The 25,702-nt window shown below is 67.6% G+C and carries 27 protein-coding genes and 1 tRNA gene; 14 read left to right on the top strand and 14 right to left on the bottom strand.

Going from position 1 to position 25,702, the window contains the following annotated elements; genetic code table 11:
* The first annotated feature begins 121 nt into the window (after positions 1-121).
* Positions 122-1,297 (top strand): aminotransferase class V-fold PLP-dependent enzyme, encoded by a 1,176-nt coding sequence (locus tag ACWEWT_RS25595; protein ID WP_452562610.1) that lies wholly within the window; start codon positions 122-124, stop codon positions 1,295-1,297.
* Here the strand turns inward: ACWEWT_RS25595 and ACWEWT_RS25590 are convergent.
* Complete coding sequence (locus ACWEWT_RS25590) at positions 1,229-1,684, bottom strand: hypothetical protein (protein ID WP_452562608.1); 456 nt, start codon at positions 1,682-1,684, stop codon at positions 1,229-1,231. The genes ACWEWT_RS25595 and ACWEWT_RS25590 overlap by 69 nt on opposite strands.
* Positions 1,681-2,010, bottom strand: coding sequence for a hypothetical protein (locus tag ACWEWT_RS25585; RefSeq protein WP_452562607.1), 330 nt, complete (start codon positions 2,008-2,010; stop codon positions 1,681-1,683). Before ACWEWT_RS25585 ends, ACWEWT_RS25590 begins: the two co-directional genes overlap by 4 nt.
* A gap of 305 nt (positions 2,011-2,315) precedes the next feature.
* On the opposite strand from ACWEWT_RS25585, the gene ACWEWT_RS25580 reads away from it, so the two are divergent.
* Together ACWEWT_RS25580 and ACWEWT_RS25575 are read left to right on the top strand one after the other, a co-directional pair.
* Positions 2,316-3,200, top strand: a complete 885-nt coding sequence (locus ACWEWT_RS25580) for a helix-turn-helix domain-containing protein (protein WP_452562605.1) — start codon at positions 2,316-2,318, stop codon at positions 3,198-3,200.
* Complete coding sequence (locus ACWEWT_RS25575; RefSeq protein ID WP_452562604.1) at positions 3,200-3,406, top strand: DUF397 domain-containing protein; 207 nt, start codon at positions 3,200-3,202, stop codon at positions 3,404-3,406. The genes ACWEWT_RS25580 and ACWEWT_RS25575 overlap by 1 nt, the downstream gene beginning before the upstream one ends.
* A 261-nt stretch (positions 3,407-3,667) precedes the next feature.
* Here the strand turns inward: ACWEWT_RS25575 and ACWEWT_RS25570 are convergent, their stop codons facing one another.
* The gene (locus tag ACWEWT_RS25570; protein WP_452562602.1) at positions 3,668-4,393 is read right to left on the bottom strand and encodes a hypothetical protein; all 726 of its coding nucleotides are present in this window, start codon (positions 4,391-4,393) and stop codon (positions 3,668-3,670) included.
* Positions 4,390-4,710: a hypothetical protein gene (locus ACWEWT_RS25565; protein ID WP_452562600.1), complete on the bottom strand. Its 321-nt coding sequence runs from the start codon at positions 4,708-4,710 to the stop codon at positions 4,390-4,392. Before ACWEWT_RS25565 ends, ACWEWT_RS25570 begins: the two co-directional genes overlap by 4 nt.
* Before the next feature lie 393 nt (positions 4,711-5,103).
* Here ACWEWT_RS25565 and ACWEWT_RS25560 point away from each other — a divergent pair, with 393 nt between their 5' ends.
* Genes ACWEWT_RS25560 through ACWEWT_RS25545 form a run of 4 tightly spaced genes read left to right on the top strand, consistent with a single transcriptional unit; the run spans position 5,104 to position 8,183 of the window.
* Positions 5,104-5,655 carry a DUF3558 domain-containing protein gene (locus ACWEWT_RS25560; RefSeq protein WP_452562599.1) on the top strand — a complete coding sequence of 184 codons (552 nt, stop codon included), beginning with the start codon at positions 5,104-5,106 and terminating at the stop codon, positions 5,653-5,655.
* A 37-nt stretch (positions 5,656-5,692) separates the two neighbouring features.
* Entirely contained in the window at positions 5,693-6,076 is a 384-nt protein-coding gene (locus ACWEWT_RS25555) for a hypothetical protein (RefSeq protein WP_452562597.1), read from the top strand.
* A complete protein-coding gene (locus ACWEWT_RS25550; RefSeq protein ID WP_452562596.1) occupies positions 6,076-7,419 on the top strand; it encodes a hypothetical protein in 1,344 nt (447 codons plus the stop codon). The genes ACWEWT_RS25555 and ACWEWT_RS25550 overlap by 1 nt, the downstream gene beginning before the upstream one ends.
* The gene (locus tag ACWEWT_RS25545; RefSeq protein WP_452562594.1) at positions 7,416-8,183 is read left to right on the top strand and encodes an ESX secretion-associated protein EspG; all 768 of its coding nucleotides are present in this window, start codon (positions 7,416-7,418) and stop codon (positions 8,181-8,183) included. The genes ACWEWT_RS25550 and ACWEWT_RS25545 overlap by 4 nt, the downstream gene beginning before the upstream one ends.
* Before the next feature lie 365 nt (positions 8,184-8,548).
* Here ACWEWT_RS25545 and ACWEWT_RS25540 read toward each other — a convergent pair whose 3' ends face one another.
* Both ACWEWT_RS25540 and ACWEWT_RS25535 read right to left on the bottom strand, forming a co-directional pair.
* The gene (locus ACWEWT_RS25540; protein ID WP_452562592.1) at positions 8,549-9,394 is read right to left on the bottom strand and encodes a hypothetical protein; all 846 of its coding nucleotides are present in this window, start codon (positions 9,392-9,394) and stop codon (positions 8,549-8,551) included.
* Positions 9,395-9,462: 68 nt separating this feature from the next.
* Entirely contained in the window at positions 9,463-9,999 is a 537-nt protein-coding gene (locus tag ACWEWT_RS25535) for a lipoprotein LpqH (RefSeq protein WP_452562591.1), read from the bottom strand.
* Positions 10,000-10,148: 149 nt separating this feature from the next.
* Between ACWEWT_RS25535 and ACWEWT_RS25530 the strand changes: the two genes are divergently transcribed.
* The 4 genes from ACWEWT_RS25530 (at position 10,149) to ACWEWT_RS25515 (ending at position 15,483) form a co-directional block, all read left to right on the top strand.
* Positions 10,149-11,504 (top strand): hypothetical protein, encoded by a 1,356-nt coding sequence (locus tag ACWEWT_RS25530; RefSeq protein WP_452562710.1) that lies wholly within the window; start codon positions 10,149-10,151, stop codon positions 11,502-11,504.
* Positions 11,504-12,613, top strand: a complete 1,110-nt coding sequence (locus tag ACWEWT_RS25525; RefSeq protein WP_452562590.1) for a hypothetical protein — start codon at positions 11,504-11,506, stop codon at positions 12,611-12,613. Before ACWEWT_RS25530 ends, ACWEWT_RS25525 begins: the two co-directional genes overlap by 1 nt.
* A 1-nt stretch (position 12,614) precedes the next feature.
* Positions 12,615-14,126 carry a tetratricopeptide repeat protein gene (locus ACWEWT_RS25520; protein ID WP_452562589.1) on the top strand — a complete coding sequence of 504 codons (1,512 nt, stop codon included), beginning with the start codon at positions 12,615-12,617 and terminating at the stop codon, positions 14,124-14,126.
* A 100-nt stretch (positions 14,127-14,226) separates the two neighbouring features.
* A complete protein-coding gene (locus ACWEWT_RS25515) occupies positions 14,227-15,483 on the top strand; it encodes a CHAT domain-containing protein (RefSeq protein ID WP_452562588.1) in 1,257 nt (418 codons plus the stop codon).
* A gap of 511 nt (positions 15,484-15,994) precedes the next feature.
* On the opposite strand, the gene ACWEWT_RS25510 is transcribed toward ACWEWT_RS25515, so the two are convergent.
* A complete protein-coding gene (locus ACWEWT_RS25510; RefSeq protein ID WP_452562587.1) occupies positions 15,995-16,903 on the bottom strand; it encodes an NADP-dependent oxidoreductase in 909 nt (302 codons plus the stop codon).
* Positions 16,904-17,017: 114 nt separating this feature from the next.
* Between ACWEWT_RS25510 and ACWEWT_RS25505 the strand changes: the two genes are divergently transcribed.
* Complete coding sequence (locus ACWEWT_RS25505) at positions 17,018-17,485, top strand: winged helix-turn-helix transcriptional regulator (RefSeq protein ID WP_452562586.1); 468 nt, start codon at positions 17,018-17,020, stop codon at positions 17,483-17,485.
* A gap of 22 nt (positions 17,486-17,507) precedes the next feature.
* Here ACWEWT_RS25505 and ACWEWT_RS25500 read toward each other — a convergent pair whose 3' ends face one another.
* The 7 genes from ACWEWT_RS25500 to ACWEWT_RS25470 form a co-directional block, all read right to left on the bottom strand.
* On the bottom strand, positions 17,508-18,425 hold the full coding sequence (locus ACWEWT_RS25500) for a ribonuclease Z (RefSeq protein WP_452562585.1): 918 nt from the start codon (positions 18,423-18,425) through the stop codon (positions 17,508-17,510).
* Between the two features lie 146 nt (positions 18,426-18,571).
* Entirely contained in the window at positions 18,572-19,495 is a 924-nt protein-coding gene (locus ACWEWT_RS25495) for a DAPG hydrolase family protein (RefSeq protein WP_452562584.1), read from the bottom strand.
* 106 nt (positions 19,496-19,601) lie between these two features.
* Complete coding sequence (locus tag ACWEWT_RS25490) at positions 19,602-20,762, bottom strand: hypothetical protein (RefSeq protein WP_452562583.1); 1,161 nt, start codon at positions 20,760-20,762, stop codon at positions 19,602-19,604.
* Between the two features lie 61 nt (positions 20,763-20,823).
* Positions 20,824-21,072, bottom strand: coding sequence for a hypothetical protein (locus tag ACWEWT_RS25485; RefSeq protein ID WP_452562582.1), 249 nt, complete (start codon positions 21,070-21,072; stop codon positions 20,824-20,826).
* Between the two features lie 119 nt (positions 21,073-21,191).
* On the bottom strand, positions 21,192-22,172 hold the full coding sequence (locus ACWEWT_RS25480; protein WP_452562580.1) for a ribose-phosphate diphosphokinase: 981 nt from the start codon (positions 22,170-22,172) through the stop codon (positions 21,192-21,194).
* Between the two features lie 15 nt (positions 22,173-22,187).
* Complete coding sequence (gene glmU / locus ACWEWT_RS25475; protein WP_452562578.1) at positions 22,188-23,660, bottom strand: bifunctional UDP-N-acetylglucosamine diphosphorylase/glucosamine-1-phosphate N-acetyltransferase GlmU; 1,473 nt, start codon at positions 23,658-23,660, stop codon at positions 22,188-22,190.
* Between the two features lie 43 nt (positions 23,661-23,703).
* Positions 23,704-23,774, bottom strand: a tRNA-Gln gene (locus tag ACWEWT_RS25470).
* 357 nt (positions 23,775-24,131) lie between these two features.
* On the opposite strand from ACWEWT_RS25470, the gene ACWEWT_RS25465 reads away from it, so the two are divergent.
* Positions 24,132-24,794, top strand: a complete 663-nt coding sequence (locus ACWEWT_RS25465) for a TetR/AcrR family transcriptional regulator (RefSeq protein WP_452562708.1) — start codon at positions 24,132-24,134, stop codon at positions 24,792-24,794.
* Positions 24,795-24,956: 162 nt separating this feature from the next.
* On the top strand, positions 24,957-25,604 hold the full coding sequence (locus tag ACWEWT_RS25460) for a TetR family transcriptional regulator (protein ID WP_452562576.1): 648 nt from the start codon (positions 24,957-24,959) through the stop codon (positions 25,602-25,604).
* Positions 25,605-25,702: the final 98 nt, after the last annotated feature.

Below are 25,702 nucleotides of genomic sequence, written 5' to 3'. Positions count from 1 at the left end.
GTAACTCATCTGTTCGGTCCGGGACGCTGCCCGAGCCCGCGTGGAATCCAGAGTAGCGACGGGGACGGACAGAAACGTTCGCAGCGCGAACAGGTCACGGATCCGTCATAGTCTCGGAAGCATGGTCGATGAGCAGCGAGTACGTGACGATACGCCCGGTGTCGGGGCCGGGGCCGTTTTTCTGGACAGTGCGGGGTCCTCGCTTCCGCCGCGGGTGGTCACCGAGACGGTGATCGCGCACCTGCGGCGGGAGGCCGAGATCGGCGGGTACCGGGCCGCGAACGAACGTCTCGACGATCTGGCCGGGGTGAAGGAGGCGATAGCGACCCTGCTGAACACCACATCCGACACCATCGCGCTGAGCGACAGCGCCACGCGCGGCTGGTCGGACTTCTTCTACGCCGTTCCGCTGAATCCCGGCGACCGCATCCTCCTGTCCGGGGCCGACTACGCCAGCAATGCCATCGCCGCCCTGCAACGGGCCCGGGCCACCGGTGCCCGGGTGGAACAGATTCCCAGCGACGAGGTGGGCCGGATCGATCTCGACGCACTGGCCGCCATGATGGACGAACGGGTCCGGCTGGTCTCGCTGCTGCACGTACCCACCAACGGCGGGCTGGTGAACCCGGTGGGTGCCGCGGCGCGGATCGCGCGGGAGGCGGGCGCGTTCGTTCTGCTCGACGCCTGCCAGTCCGCCGGTCAGCTGCCGCTGGATGTCGCCGAACTGGGAGTGGACGCGCTGTCGGCCACCGGGCGGAAATGGTTGCGCGGACCGCGGGGCACCGGGTTCCTCTATCTGCGCCCCGAGCTCGCCGCCGCGCTGGAACCGGGCCGGCTCGATCTGCACAGCGCCCAGTGGACCGGTCCGCACGAGTACCGGATGGCTCCGGACGCGACCCGGTTCGAGTTCTGGGAACACGATGTCGCGGCCCGGCTCGGGCTCGGTGCGGCGGTGCGCTACCTGCTCGAACTCGGTCCGGAGGAGGTGTACGCGGCTGTCGCCGAGCGCGCCGAATATCTGCGGGGCGCGCTCGGTGAGGTACCCGGAGTGACCGTCCGCGATCTCGGGGTGGAACACAGCGGCATCGTGTCGTTCACGGTGGCCGGTACCGCGCCGGTGGAGGTCCGGGATCGCCTGCTCGGCAAGGACATCACGGTGACGGTCAGCCATCGCGGATCCACGCTGCTCGATATGTCCGCCCGCGGACTGGATTCGGTGGTGCGCGCGTCACCACACTGCTTCGTGACCTTCGCCGAACTCGATCGGTTCGTCGGTGCCGTCTCGGCGTTGCCGTAGATCCGGGCCGAGAAGTGCGCGCAGCCGAGCGCGGAGCCCGAGGGGCTCGGGTGGCCCGGCGGCATCCACGATCACCGGGGTGATGGTGCGCAAGGCGTGCAGCTGTCCGCCGGGCAGGTGCGTCGCCGCCGCGATGATCACCGCATCGGCTCCGGTCCGGTCCAGCGCCGCGCGGAGTGTCGTGAGATGGTCCGGATCGGGGTCGGCCGGGAGTTCGACCAGCCGGCGGAACCGGTAGCCGTGGGCGATGGCGGCCAACCGCAGTCGCGCGGTGACGAATCCGCGATGCCCGCACAAATCGGTGCGCAGGTAGCCGATGGCTGTCGGCTGCGTGCCCGGTGGGGAAGACGAAGCGTTCGTGTCCCCACCGGGTCGGCGGTCGGTCACCGATAGACCTCCGGTGTCGCCGGTATCCACGGGTCCGTATCGCCATGGCGGTACCACCCGTAAGGGTGGACGACCATCAGCCCGCAGCGTTCGAGTATCACCGGTGCGCGGAAACCGATATGTTCCACTGTCGGTGTCACAATTGCGTCGCCACCGAGTAATTCCGATTTCTGTAATGTCCACGGCAGCGCATCCACGCCGGATTCCACCACCACCCGGGCGACGGCGAATCCGTGTGCGCGGGTGAAGTCGCGGCATTCGGTTTCGAGATGCTCTTGTCTTGTGCCACAAAGACTTTTGTTCAGGTATACGATCGCGGTGGGCAAGGCTCCGCCCTTCCTCGAGAGGCGATGGGGTGCAGCCCGGCGCGGGGTCCGATAGGAGTAGCGGCCGCGATCGGACCAACGGATCCACCATGCTCCAGGTGGTGGAAGCGTTGTTTCCCAATGGATTTCGGGAAATTTCCCGCGCCGGGCGCGAAATCAGTAGACCGGAACAGTGCGCTGTGTGGAACCGCCTCGGTGGAGATTCTTGCCCGATCGGCCCGGTAACCGTGCCGGGCCACTTCCGGCATTGTGTTCCGGGCCGGAGTGTTCCATAAAAGCATTCGATAATTAGGGAAGGTAATAAAATGGCGGGTGGATCCACACTCCCGAAACGAGCACTCGGCCGCGAACTGCGCCGGCTGCGGGAACGCAGCGGCACCAGCCAGGCTGCGGCGGCCCGCGCCATCGAAGTGAGTCCCCAGACGATCGGCCGAATGGAAGACGGGCACGCGTCGCGGCCCACGACATTGCAGATCAACGGTCTCTGCGACCGGTACGGCGCCTCGGACGAGGAACGCCGATTCCTGCTGGACCTGCTACTGGACGCGCGGACGGCGAAACAGAGCGGGGGTGGGTGGTGGCGGGCTTACGCCGACGAAGTCCCCAGGGAGTTCAACCACTATCTCGGGCTGGAGGCGGCGGCCTGCCGTATGACCAGCTGGCAGGTAACGCTCATACCCGGTCTGCTGCAAACACCGGAATATCGACGGGCGATCATCTGGGCTGCCTATCCCGACTGGCCGACCGCGGATGTGGAGCAGCGGTTAGAGCTTGCGGCTCGTCGCCGGGAGAAATTCGATGACAGTACATTCCGGCTGGATGTCCTGCTTTCCGAAGCCGCGCTACGGCATCATGTCGGCGGTCCAGGTGTGATGGCGGACCAACTGCTGCATCTGATCGAAGCGAGTGCCTGGCCGAATGTATCCCTGCGTGTCGTGCCGTTCGACGCGCGAAGCGCGATCGGGCTGGTTGTCCGTTCCTTCGTGTTCCTCGAGTTTCCTGTGCCGTCGAACACAAGGATCGCGGAGCCACCCATCGCTTATGTCGAGGGCTACACCGGAGACCTCCATCTCGAGCGCGCAGGAGAGATCTCTCAGTACACGGAAGCCATACGGCGTATCGCCCGTGTCGCGGCGGGCGAGCAGGAGACCAGGGATCTGGTCGCGCGTATCGCGAAGGAGTACCGCTGATGACCGGCAATCCCCCAGGCGCTCTACGGTTCAAGAGCTCGCATGGAGGTCCGGATCGAGAATGTGTCGAGGTTGCTCACCTTGGGGGAGGTTCGGTAGGGGTTCGTGACAGTAAGAATCGATCCCGTTCTGTCCTTGCGTTCGGTTCAGAGGTTTGGGACGCGTTCTTGAACGCCGCGCAGCGAGGTGCGACCATTCGGTCATGACATGCGTGATCCCGGCCGGGGTTCGGCGGCCGGGACCACGATCGTGCGATGCTTCCGCGAATCTCGGGTTTGCGCGGGAACATCAGGGTGATGATCGATCCAACCGAGGCGCGGTCGCAGTCGTATCGCCGAGGCCTCGTTTGCGGCGGTTTCGTCGACAGCTGATCCACCAGGGACCTACCCGTGGCGGTAGAAGCATGCCTCATCCGAATGTGTTGCACCAGAGCATGTTTCACCTAGCCGCGCCGATGATGGAATAGCTCACTGACGTGAATTGTCCTGTAACGCTCGACGGAATTCGGGGTGGGCTTGGACGAAGGCGAAACGTTCGTCGTAGAGAGGACGGAGTTTCACGTGGCTGCCGGACTTGTCGAACAATTGCACGACAACAATGATACCGATTATCGAACCAGGACAGAAAGCGGAACCCAGCCAGGGCTTCAGCCATTCGATATGCGCGAAACTCGCCACCAGAAAAGCCACGAAGTTCGCGGCCATCATGGCGAGGATTCCCTTTGCCGTGTTGCGGTGGATCCGAACCTTCCTGATGCACCGGTGACATATCGGCCACTCGCCGTCGACAATCGTCGAAATAGGTGCGAAAGATCTCCTGGTACTCACCAGATGTTTCGATATCTCTTGTAGGCTGCGTCCGTTGTGGAAACGTGGGTGGACGTCGGTCTCGTAGAACAAGGTTCGCACCGTTTCCGTTCCCGTCGCCGGTCTGCCGTGCGCGGCACAGACCTTCGGCAGTGGCTGTGCGACTTCCAGTTCGAGAGGTGCCACTCGCAGTGGCCGGTTCGAATTCCGCCAGAGCGGGCCTGTATTGGCAAGTGGCTTCAGCGGCCGGCGTAAGCGAACATTCACATCGTTCTCATGTGTCCACCGACGCTGGTGGGTCATCGGGGCCGGCGTGGACGTATCGCTGACTATTTCGGGATCACTGTTCGGACGATAGAACTCGGGCGCCGGGGTAATTCTTCTCATTGGAGCCAGCCGCTCTGATTCCGCTCACGGAAATATCGGTCGTCCTCGTTCTCCGAATAATAAAGTCTTGTAGCTTTCGGCAACTCTGTCGCCGTATCAGTGGTGATCGGACTCATCTGCGAGTAATTATCGTAGAACCTACTGCACATTTCGGTCACCTGGTCCAGTAGCGGTTTCGGCGCCAGGTCGGCATTCGCGTCGAGATCGAAGTTGTTCTTTGTGTACTCGACTGCTTTCATACCGGTATCGGCGAGTTCGTGTAGCTTGCCCGCCGCGGTGCCGAGATCGGTTGGTGTTACCTTGAATTCGTATGTCATCCCAAATCCTGCCGTGCACAATTCGGCGGACGTGACGCCGCTATCTCCGCCCCACAACCCCCAGCTTCCGGCTGGAGGTGACTGTACCACTGCCGCAACGTAATTGGTCAAGGTGGAAGTGTTTCGTGGGTTCGGAAGCGCAGCCGAGGCGCATCTGGTTCTCCACGATAATTTATATGCCCACTTCGCTTTTCCCAACCGGGACGTGGGCGGCCTGGGCTGTACTGCTGTCCGGGAAGCTATCGGCGTTCACTCCGGCGCGAAGCTCGTCCCACAGCGGAGGTCTGGCACGGACAGAGTCCGGTCGCCGGGATCCGATGGAGCCATGGGGCCCGGAGGGAGCGCCCTATAGTGATAGCGGGGTAATCCGCCGCACCGACACAGGGGAGATCCATGCGAACCGCCGACTTCGTCCGCGCCACGCTCGCCACGGCGGCCGCAGCAGCCCTGGTTACCGGGTGCACATCGAATACCGGGGGATCCGCGACCGGGACAGCGGCACCGACGACTACTGGGTCCGTCGAGGTTTTCAATCCCTGTACAGAACTTCCGGACAACGTCTTGACGGAGGTCGGGCTGAACCCGGCCAGTAAAGACGTCGTGACCGATGCGCCAGAGGGAGAATCCTCCTGGCGGGTGTGTGCCTGGCTGACACCTGATGACCTGGTCCTTGTAAGCATCTTGTCGACATCACACACTCTGGACGAAGCGCGTACGAATGAGAACCTCGCCCAGCCGGTCGAAACTACCGTCGGTTCACGGCCCGCGCTCCGGTCCTACGACAAGGCCGAAACAGACGGCAAATCCTGCTACATGTCCTTCGCGGCCAATCAGGGAATGTTCGAGATCAAGGCTGCGTGGTTCGAAGAAGAGGGTTGGACTCGCGATATCTGCGAGATCACTGGTGAGTTCGCCACCGCTCTTGAACCGCATCTTCCGAAGTAATGATCACCGCACATCGGCTCCGGACAGGCGCGAAGATATGACTGACCAGCTGAAGCACTGGCAGACTCTCAAACAGCAAGCCATCGATGGTGAACTGCACGTCGAGCACGAGGTGGGCACTCTCCTCCGCCAAGAGTGCGAGAATCTCCTGGGCGACCTTCGCAAACGCCGCAACCAGGCGGGGATCCTCGGCCGTCTCGCGGGATATGGAGGTCTGCCCTCCGCGCAGGATATAAAGAGGAAGTTCGAGCTGAAGGCGACAGGAGGCGAGAGCGGCGATTCGGCCGTGGATCGCATCGATGGATTGATCGAGATCGTCAAGCTCATGCGCGACACCTACGCTGCGATGATCGGCGAACTCCAGGAGACCGATCAGCAGAACTCCTCCCAGACCACCACTGCCGGGGAAGGACTCCGCTGATGCCCGCACCTTTGCTGGTCGCCGCCGCGATCGTCGCCGCCGTCGCCACCGTCGATGCCGCGGTCGACGAAGTCACCGGCAACTACGACGAATCCGACGACAACCGGAATCGTGCCTCCGATGCCGCCGGCACCGCCGAGCAGGAGTGGAGTGGCGACCGGAGTCATATCAACAGCGAACTGGCCCGGGTCAGCGAGGATTTCGACGGCGAGTACGCCCCCGCCACCGCGACCAAGGAAGCGTTCAAAACCTGGACGCACCAGCAGATCTGGGAAGCACTCAACGGTAATTCCGAGCATCCGGCCGTGGCGTCCGCCGATATTAATGCCGGTGCGGACGGCTGGCGGCGGCTCACCGGGGATCTCTCCGCCGCGCTCGACACCTTCGGCAAGAACGTCGATACGGTGATCAACGAGAAATGGGGCGGTCAGTCCGCGAACGCGGCGGTCGAGGGCACCCGCACCTTCACCACCGAGGCCCGGAAGCTGGTCAAGAGCTTCGAAATGGTCGCCAACGGTATCGATCTCATGCAGGGCTACCTGGCCCAGGCGAAAATGTCTATCGTGCCGCCGGTCGAGGTGTCCGGGTTCGACGACTTCGTCGGCCATATACCCGGTAACGGTGTCGTCAAGGCCGCCAAGCATCGCGCCAACGAAGCGCAGGCGCAGGCGCAGGATCTGATGATCGAGTTCTACCAGCCCGGAGTCACGGCCGTCGATACCAAAACCCCGGTGCTGCCCGTCACGAAAAGTCCGGTCCAGGAGGGCCCCGGAACACAGCCGCCGGTAGGACCCGGCGGGACTCGGAACCCCGTCGGTACCGACCCGAGTAGCACCGACCCGACCGGGACGAACCCGGCCGGCACAACCCCGCAGGACACGGCCACTCCCGGCCAGGAGACACCGCAGGATTCGGCGACCACCCCCGCCGGCACCGAAACTCCGGCGTCGACCACCCCGGCGACAACAACGACACCGGCGAACACCGTCCCGCTCGAGGAACCGGTGGGCCGGCCGAACACCACCACACCCGGATCGCCGAGTGGGGCACCGATGGTCACCACTCCGGGTGGACAACAGCCCGCGGGCACCCCGGGCCGCACCGTCAGCGGAGCGCCCGGCAGCCCGAATCAGACCCCCGGGCCCGCGACCCGTTCCGGTAGCCCGGCCGCTACCCGTGGCATGTCCGGGATGCCAGGCGCGATGGGTGCCGGTGGCCAACGCGGTCGCGGGGAGGACGACGACGAACACAAGACACCCGACTATCTCGTCCAGGACCGCGCCAGCGAACTGCTCGGCGAACAGCCGCGGGTGCTTCCGCCGGGCGGGGTCATCGGCGCATGAACGGATCTCGCTGGCAGCTGGACGGTTACGGTTTCACGCTGGCACTCGAGGCCATGGGACGCGACCGGTTACCGTATCCGCTGGAATACCAGCCGCATCGGATGGCGCACGACGACGATTTCCGGCATTACCGGCAGCGGGTCGCACGCCGATTGCAGACAGTGTTCGACGAGCGGCTCTACCGGGCGCTCACCGTGCTCCTGGAACCGGAGATCCGCGTCGAGGTCCACGGCGTCCACGGTCCCGAGCAGAACACGGCGGTGCGGATCCACGCCGGCGTCGTCGGGCGAGTCGCTGTGCTGGCCACGCAGTTACCCGGACGGGCACGGAAATCCGGCGGCGATATCGTCCTCACCCAGCTCCGTACCGACCAGCTGGCTGCTCAGCTGGTGGCGGGCCTGCCACAGGTCACAACCGGCCGCCACCAACCCATCCGCGCCCGGCGCAGCGACCTGAACGCGCCCGTCTACTCCCGGCACCCGACGCGGCTGTCCCCGGTGGAGGAACTGCAGCGATTCTTCCGCCGCCGCCGCACCGGCACCGGCGAGATCACCGTCTACCCGGGCTACACCGTCGACACGCGCCCCACCGGCGACGGGTACGCCTTCCTCTGGCTCGACTACCCGGACGACGGCCGCTATCTGCTGCACAACCACAACACCGACGATTTCACTCTCACCCCCGGCCCACCCGATGAAATCCTGCACCAACTCCGCAGCCGCCTGGAAGCCGCCCACCGAGTCCGCTCCCGCGCTCGGCAGTGAAGTACAGGGCTGCCGGAGCGGCGTTGATACGGGCTGCCGAGGGTGCCAGGAGTACGTGGTCGAACGGCGGGTCGGAAATGACCGAGTCAGGAGAGAACGTGCCGGCGACTCCCGCCACCCCGGCGGTCTCCGAGCGGGTCGTCGCTGATCCACGACCTCCGGTATCTCCGCCGGCAGTACATCGCAGGACCTCTCGAGAAGAGGTCCGTCGTCCCCGGCGAACCGGGCGAGGACGACCGCTGTTTCCGTGAGCGCGGCCGGTCGGTGTGATGGCGAACTATCCGGCCACCCATGCCTGTACGCCGTTCCGGTCCGTGAACGCCGGTGTGCCCGTCCCATCGGGACGGGCACAGCCGGGCCGTGGCTCACGCGTTGACCGGGATCGACAGCACGATCTCCTGTTCGTTCCCGGGCAGATAGTGTGCCGTCACGATCCGGCCCACCTGCACATTCCCGATCGCGGTCGGCGGCAGGAACTTCTCCGAGACGGTGGTGAAAGTGCTGCCGTCGGGCCGGGTGACCGCCAGTCCCACCGCGACCTTCGAGTATCCGTCGCGGATCTCGCCCGGGACGGTGAGCGACTGGACCACGGCCTGGGCCGCGATACCGCGGGCGGCGATATCCACCTTCGCCTTCGTGGTGAACCCCTTGCGGATCATCGATTCGTTCATCATCCGCTGTGCCGCCGCGCTGTCCCCGGACAGATCCAGTTCGACGATGCCGGGACGGTCCGGTCGGTAGCGCACCGGCAGCACCACCCCGGGTGCCAGCAGTGCGAGTTCGGTGAGCGGTACCACCGATTTCGCGGTGGCGTCGAATCGTTCGCCCTGCGCGCCCTCGACGCTGAACTCGATCCGGATCTGCGGCTGGTCGTTCAGGGTGACCCCGGTGTGCGCGAACGACCGGATGGTCCCCAAACCCAGTGGAGCGTGCCGGAAATCGCCGGTGTTGCGACCGGTGAGGGCGGTGACGATACCCGTGCCGGTGAAGGCGAAAACCGTGACCACCAGGCTGAGCGCGATGATCGGCAGGGCCAGGAAGCCGTTCAGCCAGGCCAGGGCGGCGGGCTCGTAGACGCTGCCGGGTTCGTAGGTGAGGCCGTGCCAGAGGTAGAAACCGACGGCGAGGGCGGCGCCGGCGAGGGCGACGGTACGCAGGGTGCGGATCATGGTGTTCTCCTGAGGGTCGTTGTGGTCCGGATACCTGGCCACCTCGTCGCTCCGGGCGTCCGGCGAAAGCCGTTCGCGCGGGGCGACGAGGAGCCGGATGTCCGGACCTCTCAGCCGCCGACGATGGTCGAGCAGGCGAAGGTGATCTCGAAGGCCGCGGTGGCGGGCCCGGCGAGCGGGTTGGTCATATCGGGCGCGCTGATACCCTCGCCGGTCACGGTGAAGGTGTCGCCGTCCTTGGCCAGCTGTGCCGAACCGCCGGGCTGGCCGTTGCCGTAGCCGACCGCGTACGGCATCCCGTCGGCCCCGCCCTGGCTGCCGGCGATGGCCACCGCCTGCACGGTCTTGTCGTCGACGATGCTGGCGCTGACACTCAGCTGGCCGTACCGCTCGTTGGCGGTATCGGTCAGGGCCAGGGCCAAGGTGTTGCCCTGTTTCGCGCAGGTGGTCTCGAAATTCCCCGCCAGCGCCTTGCCGTCGACCAGGGCGGCCGATTCGCCTCCGGCGGCACCGGCGGGCGCCGCGGCCGGCGAGCTCGGGTCCGCCGGGGCGGCGGTGGTGCTCGCGTCGTCGCCGCAGGCGGACAGCAGCAGGGTGGCGGAGGCGGCGAGGGCGACGGCGCCGAGGCGGAAGAGTGTGGTGTTCATGGTGGTTCCTGTTCTCTCGGTGGTCCGGCCCGGTGTCCGGGGCCGTTACGAGAAAAGTAGGAATCGGCGCCCGCCTACCGATCCCAACTTTCGGCACCGCCACGCGGCCGGAACTCCGATAACCTGGGCTCATGCGACGACCGCGGGCCATGGTGCTCGATGAGGTGTGGCGCGGTCTCGAAGGTGTCGAGGCGCTCAGCGGCTCCGCGGGCGGGCCGTTGCGCCGCACGGTGAAACTGATCCTCGATCCGCTGGTCATCCGGCCGGTGCAGTATCCGAGCTGCGGAGGCGCGGTACTGACCGCCGACGGCGCGACGCTGCTGGCCGCCCGGGTGTACGCCCACGCCGACGCGTTGCGCGCGACCGCGGCCTGGTTCACGCTCCTCAAACAGGTCCGCCGCCGGCTGCGGATCACCGAGGGCACCGCGCAGGATCTCTACTTCCAGCGTTGTTTCGAATTGGCCGCCACCCGGGGCCATCCCGATCCGGACCGGGACCGTGTCCGCGCCGAGGCGGTACTGCGCGAGATCCACGGCTTCGCGGCCGGGCGCACCACCCAGGCACTGAAGGACCATCTCACCGACCCCGCGCGGGCCGCGCTGCTCGACGATCTGCTGAGCACGGCCTGGGGCCGCCGCCCGGCGCCGCCCGCGGTACGGGCCGAGCACACCGCCGCATTGGGGCAACTGCTGGAATACGCGGTCGCGACCCGCACCGAGGCCGATACCCGCCCCGGACGGCGGCTGCTCACGGAGCTGGTCGCCCGGACGGTGGGTACACATACGGGAATCGAGCTGTGGCGGTTCGGAACCGGTATTGCGGCTACAGATCTCGTACGGCACAACGCGCACGGTCTGGGACTGACGGTCCACGTGGTGCCGTGCCGTCCGGAGGTGGGGGTATCGGCGTCGACCGCCACCCTCGGACTGCCGTTCGACCGTACCGTCCACGAACGAGTCTTCACGGTGCTGCAGGTCTCCACCGAACGTGCCGAACTGCCCCCGATCCCGGATCTGGTCACCACCGAGATCGCCCGCAGTTGCGCGCCGTGGGCACTGCTCGGCGAATCGCTACGGGTCACCGCGGCGGCCGGGGTGGAGCTGGCGCTCGGGCTCGCCCCGATCACCCCGCCGAACCCGCGGCCCGCGGCCGGGACAGCCGTGGAATCGGCCGCGCATCAGCTGGTGAACAGCCGATGGCAGCGCGAGGCCTATGTGCTGCAGGCACGCCGGTTGGCGATCCATCCGGTGCCGGGGGAACAGAGCCCGCTCGCCGTGATCGCCGCCGAACTGCAGACGCCGTGGCGCCCCTACCTGCGCCGGCTGTGGGTGCGGTTGCACGGCCGCGATGTCCGGGAGATGCCGGTCACCGAACTCGATGAGCTGTGGGATCTGCTGGACGGGGTGGCGCGTTCGGTGGTACTCGATCACCGAACCCGGGTCCGCAAAGCGTTGAGCGCGCATACGGTGCGGGAGCCGGATACGGCCGAACCGAGGGCGGTCTGATGGTCGATATCGTGCGTATCCGGCTGATCCGTCCGGGCCTGTGGGGTATCGCGCCACCGGGTTCACCCACACCGGCGGACGCGGATCCGGGCCTGGACACCGCCGTGCTGGAGGTCGGGGGCGGGCATCTGAGCTGGAGTCTGCTCGCAGACCAGCGGGTTCCGGCCGCGACCCTGGACGATCTCGATACCGCCCAGGAGTGGTTGTGGGCCCTCTACGGCGCCGAGATCGCGGTGGCGGCCGATGAATACACCGAACCGGTGGATCTGCCCACCCGCCCGGAGCGGCCCGAGCTGGCGGCCGCGGTACGCCGCCTCGGCTACGCGCAGTGGGCGGCCCGCTGGTGGCCCGCTTCGACGGTGGACGGAATTCCCGGCCTGGACCCGGTCGAACTCGACCGCGAGATCGCGGAATTGAGCGAGTTCTGCGACAGCCTCGTCGCGGGCGCCGACGCACCCGCTGCTCCGGCTATCGGATCCGACACTGTCCCGGCGCCCGGCCGCGCCTCCGATTACGCGCTGGCCGCGGGTGGGCAGCCGCGCGGCTCCGGGGCGGCACTGATCCTCGAAAGGGGCAGCGCCGGATGGGATTGGCGGTATTGTCCGGCCGGTATCGTCGACGCTTCCGAACGCGCGGTCTCCTGGGAACTCGAACGGCTCGCGGGTGGTAACACCCTCCGGGTGCGGGCGGTGGCCGCGCCGGATCTCCACGGGGAACCGCCCGAACATCTGCGACCCCGCGCGCTGGTCCGCACCCCGGCCGGGACCCGCGTCGCGGCGCTGGTGCTGAACGGGGACACCTGGACCGCCACCATGGCCGATCCCGGCGAGACCGTATCGGGTGTCGAGATCTATGTGCCGGGGGTCGGACGATCGGCGCCGGCAGCGTTGTCCGATTCCGGCGGTCCGGAACAACCGTCCCCGGCCGACCCCGCGACCGGCGCCCGGGAGCGTGACCGGATCAGGGAACTCGCGCACGCCCGGTTGCGTCGCGCCGGACAGACCGCGCCGACCCTCGCGGATGTCCCCGGGAAGCCTGTCGCGGGGCTCCCGGATATCGAACCTCTGCGTGCCGAGATCGCGGCCGCCGTCACGGATTCGGACTTCTGAGATGAGTGAACAGGAACCACCCGGGCTGGAACTGCTGTACGAGGGTGCGGCGGCCTACCAGCGCGGTGACATCGCCGAGGCGCTGCGGATCTTCGAGCACGCGGTGGCGACGACCACCGACGGTGTCCGCACCAGCGCGTTGATCAACGCGGCGAGTATGTACGACGAACTCGGCGACCACGAAGGCGCGGCGGCCCGCTACCGGTCGGCGCTCGGGCAGATCCCGGCGGACGCCACCGAGAAACTGGCTTCCACACTGATCAACTATTCGCAGGCTCTCCAGCATCTCGGCGCCCTCGACGACGCGCAATCGGCCCTGGAACAGGCGCGGGATCTACTCGCCGACGCCGAGGATCTCGGTGTGCTGCGGGTGTCGTGTCTGCTCTCGTTGAGCGCCGTGGCGTCACATCGTAGCCAGTGGAGCCGGGTCGTCGAGATCGCGACCGAATCCCTGGACGCGGCACTGCGTTTCGCCCCGCAGCTGGCCGGACATCCGCTGATGACTCTGGCCGGTGCGTATTTCGAGACCGGTCGGCGGGAACTCGGCGTGGATTTCGCGCAGCAGGCGCTGGCGGCGTTCACCGCGGCCGGAGACCGTAACGCCGTCGCCGACACCCAGCAGAATCTGGCCCAGCTCTACAGCCGGCTCGACCGGCTCGACGAGGCCGAACAGCTGGTCGTGGCCAGCCAGGACTACTACGAGCGGGCCGGACTCGGGTACCGGGCGGGGATCGGCTGGAAACTGCGCGGCTACCTCGCCGAATGCCGTGGGGAGGTCGACCTGGCCGACGATTGGTACCGGCGCAGTCTCGACTGTTTCCGGGATTCCGGTGCGGTCCTGGACTCGGCCGCGGTGCAGTGCCGGCTCGCCACCGTGGCCTACGCCCGGGGGCTGGTCGGGGAGGGACAGGAACTGCTGGACGCGGCGTTCACGGTGTATGCGGAACGCGGGCTCGGCCTGCAGTGCGCCCAGCTCGACTACTGGCACGCGGTGCTGGTGCAGATGGTGGTCGACGATATGGATTCCCCACCCGACGAACTGCTGGCGCTGGGCCGCGCGCTCGCGGTGCCCGCCGCGATCGCCATCGACGCGGTGCGCTACACGCTGCCGGGTGGCCATCAGCGCGATCAGTGGAACCGGGAGGTGGCCGACCCCGCTGTCCAGCTGGCCTTCCGGTTCGCCTATCTGTGCCGCGACGGTCTGCTGCTGGCCGATCTGATCGAGACGCAATGCGCGGGCACGACACTGGATATGGATCCCGGCGAGCGAGTGGACCGCCCCCAGTTCCCACTGGACGGGCCCACCCGGCCCGCCGACGGCGAACCGCGTTCGGGTCCACTGCATCTCGGCGCCGCACTGGCACGGGTCGCCGCGTCCGCCGGGCTACCGGTGTCACCGCCGCCGCGGCTTGCCCTGGGCCCCGGGGCGCGTATCGCACTCGGCGAGTACATCGCGGCCGCCGAGCAGCGCTACGGGCAGCGTGTCCGCGAGGACCGGGTGATTCCGGCATGAGTGAGTCAGGCCCGGAGGCGGTAGCGGAGCGTGACCATGGAGGGCCCTCGCTCATGCCCTGTGGATACAGCATGAACGGCCGGGGTGCGGGGGAGTCGCGATGAACGACCGGCCGACCGTGCTGGTGCGGATGGCCGACGCGGGCGATGTGTACGTGTCCTGGCGTTGGCTCGGATACGACGCGGCATCCGGCGTGACGGCACTACCCGGGGCCGATATCGACGCGGTGGTGCGGGAGTTGACCGCCGCCCTGCCGGATCCGAATATGCCCGGCGGTCTGGAACATACGCTGACCGGCGCCGCCTTCGCTGCGCCCGATACCGAATATCTGCTGGCGCGCGACCTCTCCCGCGCCCTGCTGCCCTATGATCTGGCCGGTCAGCTGCATACGCTCCACCAGCGGGGGATCCGCCCGCTGATCCGGCTCCAGCCCTCGCCCCGGGTCGCCCAGGTGCCGTGGGAGATCCTGGCCCCCGCACCGGACGTGCGGATGATCGATATCGCCGATATCGGACTGCTGGCACCGGCCGGTATCGTGCACGCGCCCACGCGTATTGCCCGTTCGTGGGCCGATACCCGCGAGTTGCCGGTGGTGGCCGTCATCGACCCCCGGGTGCCCGGATTCCGGGCCGACTCCGAACTCGGTTCGGTACTCGGGCGGATGACCGGTCCGGCGCCGCTGACCGAACGTATCGCGGAGCATATCGCCGCGGGCCGGATCCGGCCGGAGGTCACCGAGCCCACCGAGATCTTCCGCCGCACCGACCTCGACCGGGAATGGTTGTCGCGCACCTTGGGTGCCGGGGCCGCCCGGCTGCTGTACGTCGGCCATGTCACCGCCGCGCGGCCGGAATCCGGACAGAGCGAGAACACCGAACTCCATCTGGCCTGCACCACCGATACGGTCGGGTTCGCCGAACCGCAGCGCACCCACCGTCCACTGTCGGCCAAGGATCTGCTCCTCGGCACTCATACGCTCGACTCCGAACCGGTCGCGGGCCGTGATCTGTGGCCCGTCCCCAGCCGGGTCGCTCTCATCGCCTGTGAAAGCGGTGGTGATCTGCGGTTCACCGAGGCGTTGGGCCTGATCGCCGCCATGATCACCGGGGGCGCCGAACTGGTCACCGCCACCCGCTGGACGTTACCCACCGATCTCGCTTTCCAGCGTTTCGGCGGTGTGGCCGGCACTACTCCGTTGCAGGAGGTCGTCTGCGCGGTCGACGCGGCGCACGAGACGACCGATCCGGTGGCGGCGCTGTCGGAATGGCAACGTGACCGGCTGCGTGCCTGGCGCGCGACGGGAGCCGTCGAGAATTCGCCGCTGCTGTGGTCGGCCTTCGCGACCTTCACGACCTGACGGCTATCGGGGTCGGTGACGCACTCGAGTCGCCGCGATGCAGTGCGATGTCCGCGGTGGTACATCCGGCCCGGATTCCGCCACTTCGCGAGCGGTGACGAGGCTTCGGCAGTAGACCGGCCGGTCCGCCCGCCTACGGCGGACGCTCTCACGTTGCGCCGCAGAGGTTTCTGTTCCGGTATACGATCACAGCGGGTGGAGATCCACCGCTTCTCCGGGAGCGGGGGATGGAAGCCCGACGCAGGGTCCGATGTGCTGTGGCGGCCGTGATCGGACCACCGGTGGCGCGGTTTCGGCGGTTCCACCGGTGTCCCCGAAGGGTCCGGGGGCCTCCCTGCGCCGGGCGGGTGATCGGACGGTACCTGTGGTGTACCCCCGGCTCGTTCCTCAGTGCTGGATCAGGCTGCCGACCGGCACCGGGTCGATATGACCGGTCACCGGGCGAATCCATACGGGGCCCGACCCGAGGTACCGCGACCGGGCCATCCAACAGCCCTGGCCGCGTACGGTTTCAGGGCCGGAGGACATACTTGCCCCGCACCCCGCCCCGGGCCAGTTCCCGGTGGGCGTCGGCGGCCCGGTCGAGCGGTAGTACGGCGTGTACCCGGGCCGGAAGACGACCGCTCGCGGTATCGGCGAGGAATCCGGCCAGGCGCGCACCGTCGGCCACCACGGATACGGCGCGGACGGTGATATCGCGCTCGGCGGGTGGTTCGGCACCCGGCCGGACGCCGACGAACAGACCGCCGTCGCGGACCAGCGCCAGACCCTGTTCCTGCAGTGTCGCGGCATCGGCCACCGCATCCCAGCCGGGTTCGGCCGTGGTGGTGAAATCGGCGCCGAGTCCGCGGACGAACTCCTCGTCGGTACTCCGGGCCAGCCCCGTGACTCGCCAGCCGCGCTCCCGGGCGAACCGGATCACATAGCCGCCGACCGCGCCCGCGGCACCCGTCACCAGGAGCTCCCGGCCGTCGCCGGCGCCGAGCAGATCCACCAGCTGGGCAGCGGTGAGACTGTTGAGCGGGACGGTGGCCGCGGTGGCCAGATCGAGTTCGTCCGGTACGCGGGCGATATCGGTGACCGGGACGATCAGCTGTTCGGCGTAGGTGCCGAAATCGCGGTCGAATCCACCGACCAGACCCGCGACCCGGCTGCCGACCGGAAGATCGACACCCGGGCCGCTCGCGGTGACGGTACCGGCGAAATCGGTACCGATACCGGTGTAGGCGGACCGGGTGATCAGTCCGAGCTGGTGGAAGACACCGGCGGTGAGCGCCAGATCGACCGGGTTGACGGCCGCACCGGCGATCTCGACCCGCACCTGGCCCGGTCCGGGCTCGGCGACGGGTACCTCGATGATCTCGATGGAATCGGGGCCGGCCGGGGTCCGGACGACTGCGCTGCGGAATGTGCTGGACATGGACGCCTCCTGTAGAGATTTTCGTGCTGTAGCTCCACAATGGAGTGGTAACTCTCTATTGGGAAGTAGGCACCTCTAGGTGCGTATCCCACCGCGCGGTAGGAAGGAGCGGTCGTGGCGACGATGACAGCGGCCCAGAAACGGGCTCGGGAGAAGACCGACTACGACGCGTTCTTCGCGGAATGCCCCAGTCGTCAACTGCTGGAGCGGATCTCCGGGAAATGGGTGGCGCTGGTCCTGGCCGCCCTGGGAAGCGACGGACCGAATCCCGGCGCGGAATGCGGCGGTGGTCCCCAGCGGCTGCGCTATTCCGAGCTGGCCCGGCGGCTGGCCGGGGTCAGCCAGAAGATGCTCACCCAGACCCTGCGCACCCTGGAGCGGGACGGTCTGGTCGTCCGGACGGTGACGCCGACCGTGCCGGTCACCGTCACCTACGAGCTGACCGAACTCGGCTTATCGCTGCACGAGATCATGCGCGGGATCAAGACGTGGGCGGAAGCGCATATGGACGAGGTGCAGTCCCGCCGCGTGGAGTTCGATCGGGCGGTACCCGCGCGCGAAGCGGGCGGCGGCACCGCCTGAGATGACGCCCGGCCGGCCCGGTTCATCGGCGCGACGGGAACGGAACGTGATCCAGATCCGCCGCGATCACGATATCCCCGCCGAAAATCCCCCGCGCCTCCGCGAGATGCTGGTCCAGGTCGGGATAGCGCTGGGAGAAATGGGTCAGGACCAGTGTCCGGGCTCCGGCCTCGGCGGCGATCCGGGCCGCCTGCCCGGCGGTGAGGTGGCCGTGCTCGGCCGCCAGATGCGCGTCGGCATCGAGGAAGGTCGCTTCGATCACCAGCATGTCCACGCCGGACGCGAGTTCCCGCGCGCCCGGGCAGATCCGGGTGTCCATGACGAACGCGAAGCTCTGTCCGCGCCGGAGCGTGCTCACTTCGTCCAGGGTCACGGTCCGGCCCCGCCAGTCGATTTCGCCCTCCCGCTGCAACCGGCCCACGATCGGGCCGTGCAGGCCGAGCTCGTCGAGCCGCTCCGGCCGGATGGTGCGATAGTCCGGTTCGGTGAGCCGGTAACCGAACGCCTCCACCGGATGGTCGAGGCGGGCGGTGGTCACTTCGAACGGGGCGCCGGGAGCCGGGAGTACACCCGGTGCGGTGATCGGTCGCTGCCGGAGTTCCACCGCACGGTGATAGGCGGTGGCATCGCACAGGTTGTCGAAGAACCGCTGACCCGAGGCCGGATAGTAGGTATCGATCGGATGCGGGACCCGGTCCAGATTGATCCGCTGGACCACCCCCGCCAGGCCCAGGCTGTGGTCTCCGTGGAAATGGGTTATCGCGATCCGGGTGAGATCGGTGGCGGAGATACCGGCGCGGATCATCTGCCGCTGGGTACCCTCGCCGGGGTCGAACAGTACAGCTTCGCCACCCCAGCGCAGCACATAACCGTTGTGGTTGCGCCGGGCGGTCGGCACCTGGCTCGCGGTGCCCAGGACCACCAGTTCCCGCTGTGACATCTATTCGCACCACGGCGGCCGCGCCGCCCCTGCCGGCGTAGTGAATCCGCCGGCGTTTCGTTCGTCGGGCATAGGCCAGACGATATCCGCCGTCGCGGTGCCGCGCCGGGCATGGGCGAAAAGTGCGGATCTCGCGCGGCGGGCCTTTATCGGCCCCGGAATTCGCGGTACAGATCGGGTAGGAAACCGGCCAGGTGGCGCATTTCCTGGCCGCAGTGGAAGAGCAGATCGCGCGCCGGGTCCAGGCGCAGGATCAGGTCGGCCGGGTCCACGGCGGCACCCCGCTCGACCGCGCGAGCCGCCTGTGCCGGATCGGGGATGTGCAGGCCGTGCAGGTTGAGATAGAACCGGCTGCGCATCTCGCACCCGGTGCGGGTCGGGCGTACCTGGTGGGCGAGCCAGCCCAGATCCACCGGGGCGACCGCGCTCCCCACCCGGGCGAAGATCACCGTCTGCTCGGCGGGTATCTCGAAGCCGTGCCCGACCGGATCATGGAACGCTATCGCGAGCTGCTGGAGTTTCGGGCCCACGTATTCGTCGACATAGGAGATGTTGCCGATGTACTTCGCCCGGTCGGGGATCGCCTCGGCGCTGCGGTCGGCGGCCGCGCTCGCGAACAGATGCGCGTCGGGATGCCAGAGTTTGTAGCGGGCCGAATCGACCGAATGCCAGCCGAACCACCAATCCCACATCGCCGAGTTCACCCCGGGCATCTCGGTCCACGCCGCGACCCACAACACGCCCGCGGTGGTCTGCCCGTATCCGGTTTCCACGGCGGAATATCCGGTGGGGCCGAGATCGTCGGTCAACGCGGCGAAATCCGGTATCCGCGCCGCCGGGACGGGTGGGCCCGCGCAGGCGGCGGCGACCGAATCGGCGGGCGGGCCGGTGTGCTCGGTCATGAACCCCGCGAACGGCTTCGTCTGGTCCTGGGCGCTGTATCCGCGGTACCGGGAGTCGGGCGCCGGGCTCCCGGAGTCGGCCGCGGCACGGCTCGTGACCAGCGTCGCGGTGGCGGCCGCGGCCAGGGTGAACACGCTGCGGCGGTCGAGCCGCCCATCGCTCGGCATAGGGAGAAAATAGGGTGCGTGCCGACTCCGCCACCGGTGATCGACCGGATGCTGTGACGCCCCACAACGGCACCCGGTGTACGGGTGCCGTTCCGGGATCCTCGATTCAGCCGAACGATTCGTTGGGCACTATCTCGGTCCCGGTGAGGAGCAACCCGATGACCACCCCGACGACGAGACATACCGCGGCCGCGACGGCCGCCCACTTACCCAGCGGCTCACCCCGAATATGCCCGACCACTCCCAGTATTATCCCTGCGGCGCCGAATACGATCGGGCAGAACAGCAGGGATACCGCGGCGCAGACGAAGCCGATGATGGACAGGACCTGAGGTCCGGAACGTTCCGGTTGCTGAGTGGCGCCGTAGGGCTGGTACTGCTGCTGTTCCGGATAGGCCGGATAACCACCGGGCCCCGGCATGGCACCGGGCCATCCACCCGGCGCCTGCTGTCCGCCGGGTGCGCCGGTGCCCGGCCACCCCTGCTGCCCGCCGGGCACGCCGCCCCACCCCTGCTGTTGTGACCCACTCCAGCCCTGCTGTTCGGGCGCACCCCAGCCCTGCTGCTCCGGTCCGCCCGAGCCCTGCTGCTCCGGCGCGTTCCAACCCTGCCCGCCGCCGTATCCGGCCTCGTGCTGTCCGCTGTACCCGCCCTGCGCGCCGTACCCGCCCTGCGGCGGGTACCGCCCGCCTTCCGGGGGATATCCGCCCGGGGGCTGTCCCGGCCCCTGCTGCCCGCCGGGTGACTGCTGCTGCCAGGCCTGCCCCGGTGACTGCTGCTGCCAGGCCTGCCCCGGTGACTGCTCCTCGGGCCGGGCCGACCACGCCTGCGGTGGCACCTCGCCACCGGCCGGTTGCGTCCCGGGCTGCCGGCCGTACTCGTACGCCGCGGCGCCCGCATCGGGTGCGGGACCGGGCTGGTCCTGGTCCGCGGCGCCCCGGGTCGGACGGGATTCGCGGCCGAGCAGTTTCGGGAGGTACTCGGTGGGGGGATCGTGTGAACCGGCCGTATCGGATGCCCCGGTCGCCTCCGGCGGCTGCGCGGTACCGGACGAAGCCCCGGCGCCGGGCGGCTCCGGCGCCCCGGCCGGGGTCTGCGTGCGGTCGGGTGGTTGCGGCACGCCAGGGGGACGCAACGGTTCGTCCGGAGATTCCCGCGGACGGTCGGCGGACGGTCCCCCGGTCGCACCGGAATCGGGTTCCGGGCGGTCTGTGCTCTTGTCCTCCGGTGTCTCGCCGGAGTCGCGCGGGTCCTGCGGTGTGCTCATCACGTCTCCTCGTTCGTATCGTCGAGGGCTCGTAGGCCGGTACCGCGGTGCGGGCGCAGCGTCAGCTGTCGGGTTCGTCCTCTATATGGATGGCGGCCGCCTCGGCGGGGCGATCGTCGTCGTCGGCGTGGTCGCGGCGGTCCGGTTCCTGCCGCAGTTCCTCGGCTATGCCGAGCCGGCCGTCGTCATCGCCTTCGCGGTTGCGAATGCGCAGATCGGCGGGCGGGTCCTCGATATAGCGTTCGTAGGCGCGGACCTCGTCCTCCTGCTCGTCGTCACCCATATCGGGTTCTCGTGGTTCGCGATCCATACCAACCAGTATGCGCTGCCCCGCGGGCGTGCCGCGGGACCGTGACCAGCGGTGTCGGCTTCCGGCCGGAACGCAGAACGGCCCCGGACCAGTCGGTCCGGGGCCGTTCGGAGCAGGAATCAGGCGTTACCGTTGAACAGTCCGGTCACCGAACCGTTCTCGAACACCTCACGAATGGTGCGGGCCAGCAGCGGCGCGATGGACAGCACGGTGAGCTGCGGGAACTTCTTCTCCTCGGTGATCGGCAGGGTGTTGGTCACCACGACCTCCCGGGCGCCGCAGGACGCGAGCCGCTCGGCGGCGGGAGCGCTGAGCACACCGTGGGTCGCCGCGATCACCACATCGCCGGCACCGGCCTCGCGCAGCACGTTCACCGCGCCGGCGATGGTGCCACCGGTATCGATCATATCGTCGATGAGGATGCAGGTGCGGCCCTCGACGCTGCCGACCACCCGGTTCGACTTCACCTGGTTCGGGACCAGCGGATCACGAGTCTTGTGGATGAAGGCCAGCGGGGCGCCGTCCAGCGAATCCGCCCACTTCTCCGCGACCCGGACCCGGCCGGAATCGGGGGAGACCACAGTGATGTTGTCCAGGCTGTAGTTGGTGCGGACGTACTCGGCGAGCTGCAACTGGGCGTGCATATGGTCGACCGGGCCGTCGAAGAAGCCCTGGATCTGGTCGGTGTGCAGATCGACGGTGACGATACGGTCGGCACCGGCGGTCTTGAGCAGATCGGCCACCAGCCGGGCGGAGATGGGTTCGCGGCCGCGGTGCTTCTTGTCCTGGCGGGCGTAGGGGTAGAACGGCAGGATGGCGGTGATCCGCTTGGCCGAACCGCGCTTGAGCGCGTCGATCATGATCAGCTGTTCCATCAACCACTGGTTCAGCGGCGCCGGGAAACTCTGCAGGACGAAAGCGTCGGAACCACGGACCGACTCCTCGAAGCGAACGAAGATCTCCCCGTTCGCGAACTCACGCGCGGTCTGCGGGGTGACATGGACGTCGAGCTCCTTGGCCACCTGCTCGGCTAGTTCGGGGTGCGACCGTCCGGCGAAGAGCATCAGGTTCTTCTGGTTGTCGATCCATGACGCGGTCACTGCTGGTTGCCATCCTTAAGCTTTGTTGCCCGATCCGGTGTTGTCATCGGCCGCGAGCGCTTTCGCCGCCGCGTCTGCTGCAGCGGTTCCTGGACGTTTCCGCTGCACCCAGTTCTCGATATTGCGCTGCGCGCCTCCGGACACTGCCAACGCGCCCGGCGGAACGTCTTCCCGCAGTACAGTACCTGCCCCGGTATAGGCGCCGTCACCCACGGTCACCGGGGCGATGAACATCGTATCGCTGCCGGTGCGCACGTGGGAGCCCACCACAGTGCGGTGCTTGCGCACCCCGTCGTAGTTCACGAACACACTGGATGCTCCGATGTTGCTGTGCTCGCCGATAGTGGCGTCGCCGATATAGGTCAGATGCGGGATCTTGGTGTGCCGGCCGATTTCGACGTTCTTGGTCTCCACGAAAGCGCCGATCTTGCCGGACTCGCCCAATACCGTCCCCGGCCGCAGATAACTGAACGGTCCGATCGTCGCCTGCGCCGCGATCGTCGCCGCCTCACCGTGCGTGCGGATCACCCGGGCGCCGTCGCCGATCACCATATTGGTGAGGGTCGAGTCCGGGCCGATCTCGGCGTCCTCGCCGACCACCGTGGTACCCAGCAACTGCACTCCCGGGCGCACTACGGTGTCGCGGCCGATCCGGACATCGGTATCGATCCAGGTGGTGGCGGGATCCATGATGGTCACCCCGGCGCGCATATGCCGTTCCAGGATGTAGCGGTTGAGGGTGTGGGCCGCCGCGGCCAGCTGGACCCGGTCGTTCACCCCGGTGACCTTGGCCGAATCGACCAGCCGGGCGCCCTGCACCGGGTACCCCGCCTCGCGGGCGAGCTTCAGGACATCGGTCAGATAGAGCTCGTGCTGGGCGTTGGCGGTGGACAGCCGGCCGAGCATGGTGCGCAGCACCGCGGCGTCGAAGGCGTACACACCGGAGTTGACCTCGCGTATGGCGGCCTGTTCGGGAGTCGCGTCGGCATGCTCGACGATCTCGGCCACCTCGCCGTCGGCGTCACGCACGATCCGGCCGTAACCGTTCGGATCGTCGGGCACGAAGGTGAGGACCGTGACGGCGGGCCGTTCGGGATAACTCCGGTGCTCGTCGAGCAGGGCGGACAGGGTGTGCCCGTCCAGCAGCGGGACATCTCCCGAGGTGACGATGACGTCACCGGCGAAATCCGCGGACAGTCCGGTGAGCCCGACCTGGACGGCGTGCCCGGTCCCGAGCTGCTGTTCCTGGACGACCGGCACGATCTCCCGGTCGAGTTCGCCGGCCACCGCGGCCGCGGCCGCCCCGACCTGCTCACGGTCATGACCCACCACCGTCACCAGATGGTGTGGATCGATGGAATGGGCCGCGTACAGCGCATGCGCCAGCATGCTGCGCCCGGCCAGGGGATGCAGCACCTTGGGGGTCTTCGACCGCATTCTCGTACCGGCACCTGCGGCTAGCACGATGACGGCGGTCTGCTCCTGCATGAATCTCCCTCGGGCCGACGATGGTCATCGTGCACGCGAGCTGCTCCGCCGCCAGGACTCGAACCTGAACTATCTGAACCAAAATCAGAGGTGCTGCCATTACACTACGGCGGACTGTCACACCGGCAGGTACCCGAAACCCGCCGCTGTGTCCCGGCACGGGAACGATACTCGCATGCCACCCCGGGATACGTCGAACCGTGGTGGTGGCGACACGCCAGGGGGAGCCCGACACGTTCCCCTTTGTGACCGGCGGGTCCGGGCAATGCCCGGGTGATTCCACCCGCCGCGGGTCTGAGACAGTTGATCTCGATGGTTCTGGTCGCAGGTCCGGCTCCGGCCGCGCCGCGTGACCCCGATAACCAGGGAGGCGGGAACGTGTCGTCGGGAGAACCGAGAACATCCGAGGAGTCGCCGATCACCGGTGACTCCAAAGAGGCCACCGAACACGTCCGCGCGGCACGTCAGCGGATGACCGGCACCCAGCGCCGCCAGCAGTTGATCGAGATCGGCCGCGCGCTGTTCGCCGAACGCGGCTACGACGCCACCTCCATCGAGGAGATCGCGCAACGCGCCCTGGTATCCAAGCCCGTCGTCTACGAGCACTTCGGTGGTAAAGAGGGGCTATACGCCGTCGTCGTCGACCGTGAGATGTCGATGTTGCTCGATATGATCACTTCCTCGCTCACCAACAACAGGTCCCGGGTCCGGCTCGAACAGGTGGCGCTCGCGCTGCTCACCTATATCGAGCAGCGCACCGACGGATTCCGCATCCTGGTACGCGACCAGCCGGTGTCCTCCACCGACGGCCGCTACTCGAGCCTGCTCAACGAAGCGGTCAATCAAGTGGCGCATCTGCTCGCCGGTGATTTCGAACGGCGCGACCTCGACACCAGCCTCGCGACGCTCTACGCGCAGGCCCTGGTCGGCATGGTCGCCACCACCGCCACCTGGTGGCTGGATGTGCGCAGCCCCTCCAAGGAAGTCGTTGCGACGCACCTGGTCAACCTGTGCTGGAACGGATTGAGCCATCTCGAGGTCGACCCCCAGCTCAGCTCGGAATGGCCCGCGACGACCGGGCCGCATCCGGCGAACTCCCCGGGCGGGCAGCGCAGTTCGGGTAACCCGGACTGAACTACCGGCGAACTCGGACCGGCCGGTGAATCGTGAGACGTAGCGAACACGGATGGTACGGTTCACCCATCCTTTGGGTGCTGTTCGGGCGGTAAGTCGGTCTACTTCGACAATGTCGGTCTACTTCAGGATGGCTGGTTATTGGGATGACAGGCGGAGCTGATGGCTAGGCAAGCGCGCGCGGAGATCACTCGCGATTCCGTGCTGGCGGGCGCTGCCGACGTCTTTCTGCGCTTGGGCTACGCCAATGCGAGCCTCAGCGAGATCATCGCGCAGTCCAACGTGACCAAGGGCGCCTTGTACTTTCACTTCGGGTCCAAGGAGGAACTGGCCCGCGCCGTGGTCGACCAGGGCAACGAGCGTCTCGTCGCATCCTGCAAAGGATTCTTCGACTCCCGCGTCCCGGCACTCGAGGCGGCGATCGGGATCACCTACGTGGTCGCCGACCTGTCGATGAACGATCCGATGGTCGGCGCCATGCTCAAACTCACCCACCAGATCGGCGACTACCGCGGCGCCAACGGCGACAATATCGCCAAGAACTGGGGCGATACCTACCGCATCCTCGCCGAACGGGCGATCACCCAGGGCGACCTCCTCCCCGACCTCGACCCGGAGACCATCGGCCTGCTGCTCTACGGCCTCACCACGGGAATCCACATCGTGGCGGTGGGCACGGAATCGATCGACCAGATGGCATCGCGCATGGAACGAGCCTGGTACTTCCTGCTGCCCTCGGTGGTCCCTGACGACAAGGTGTCGTACTTCCGCGAATTCGCGGCCCGCAGACTCCGCCGCTACGTGCCGTAGTTTTGGCGTCGCCTCCGGCGCCGCGGGGTGGGGCCCTATTAACCCCGGTTCTTCACTCCCGCCGGTCGGTCGCTGCGCTCCCTCCCTCTGGTCGCTCC

Source organism: Nocardia sp. NPDC003963, from assembly GCF_053605105.1.
This window is presented reverse-complemented; position numbering and strand designations above follow the sequence as displayed.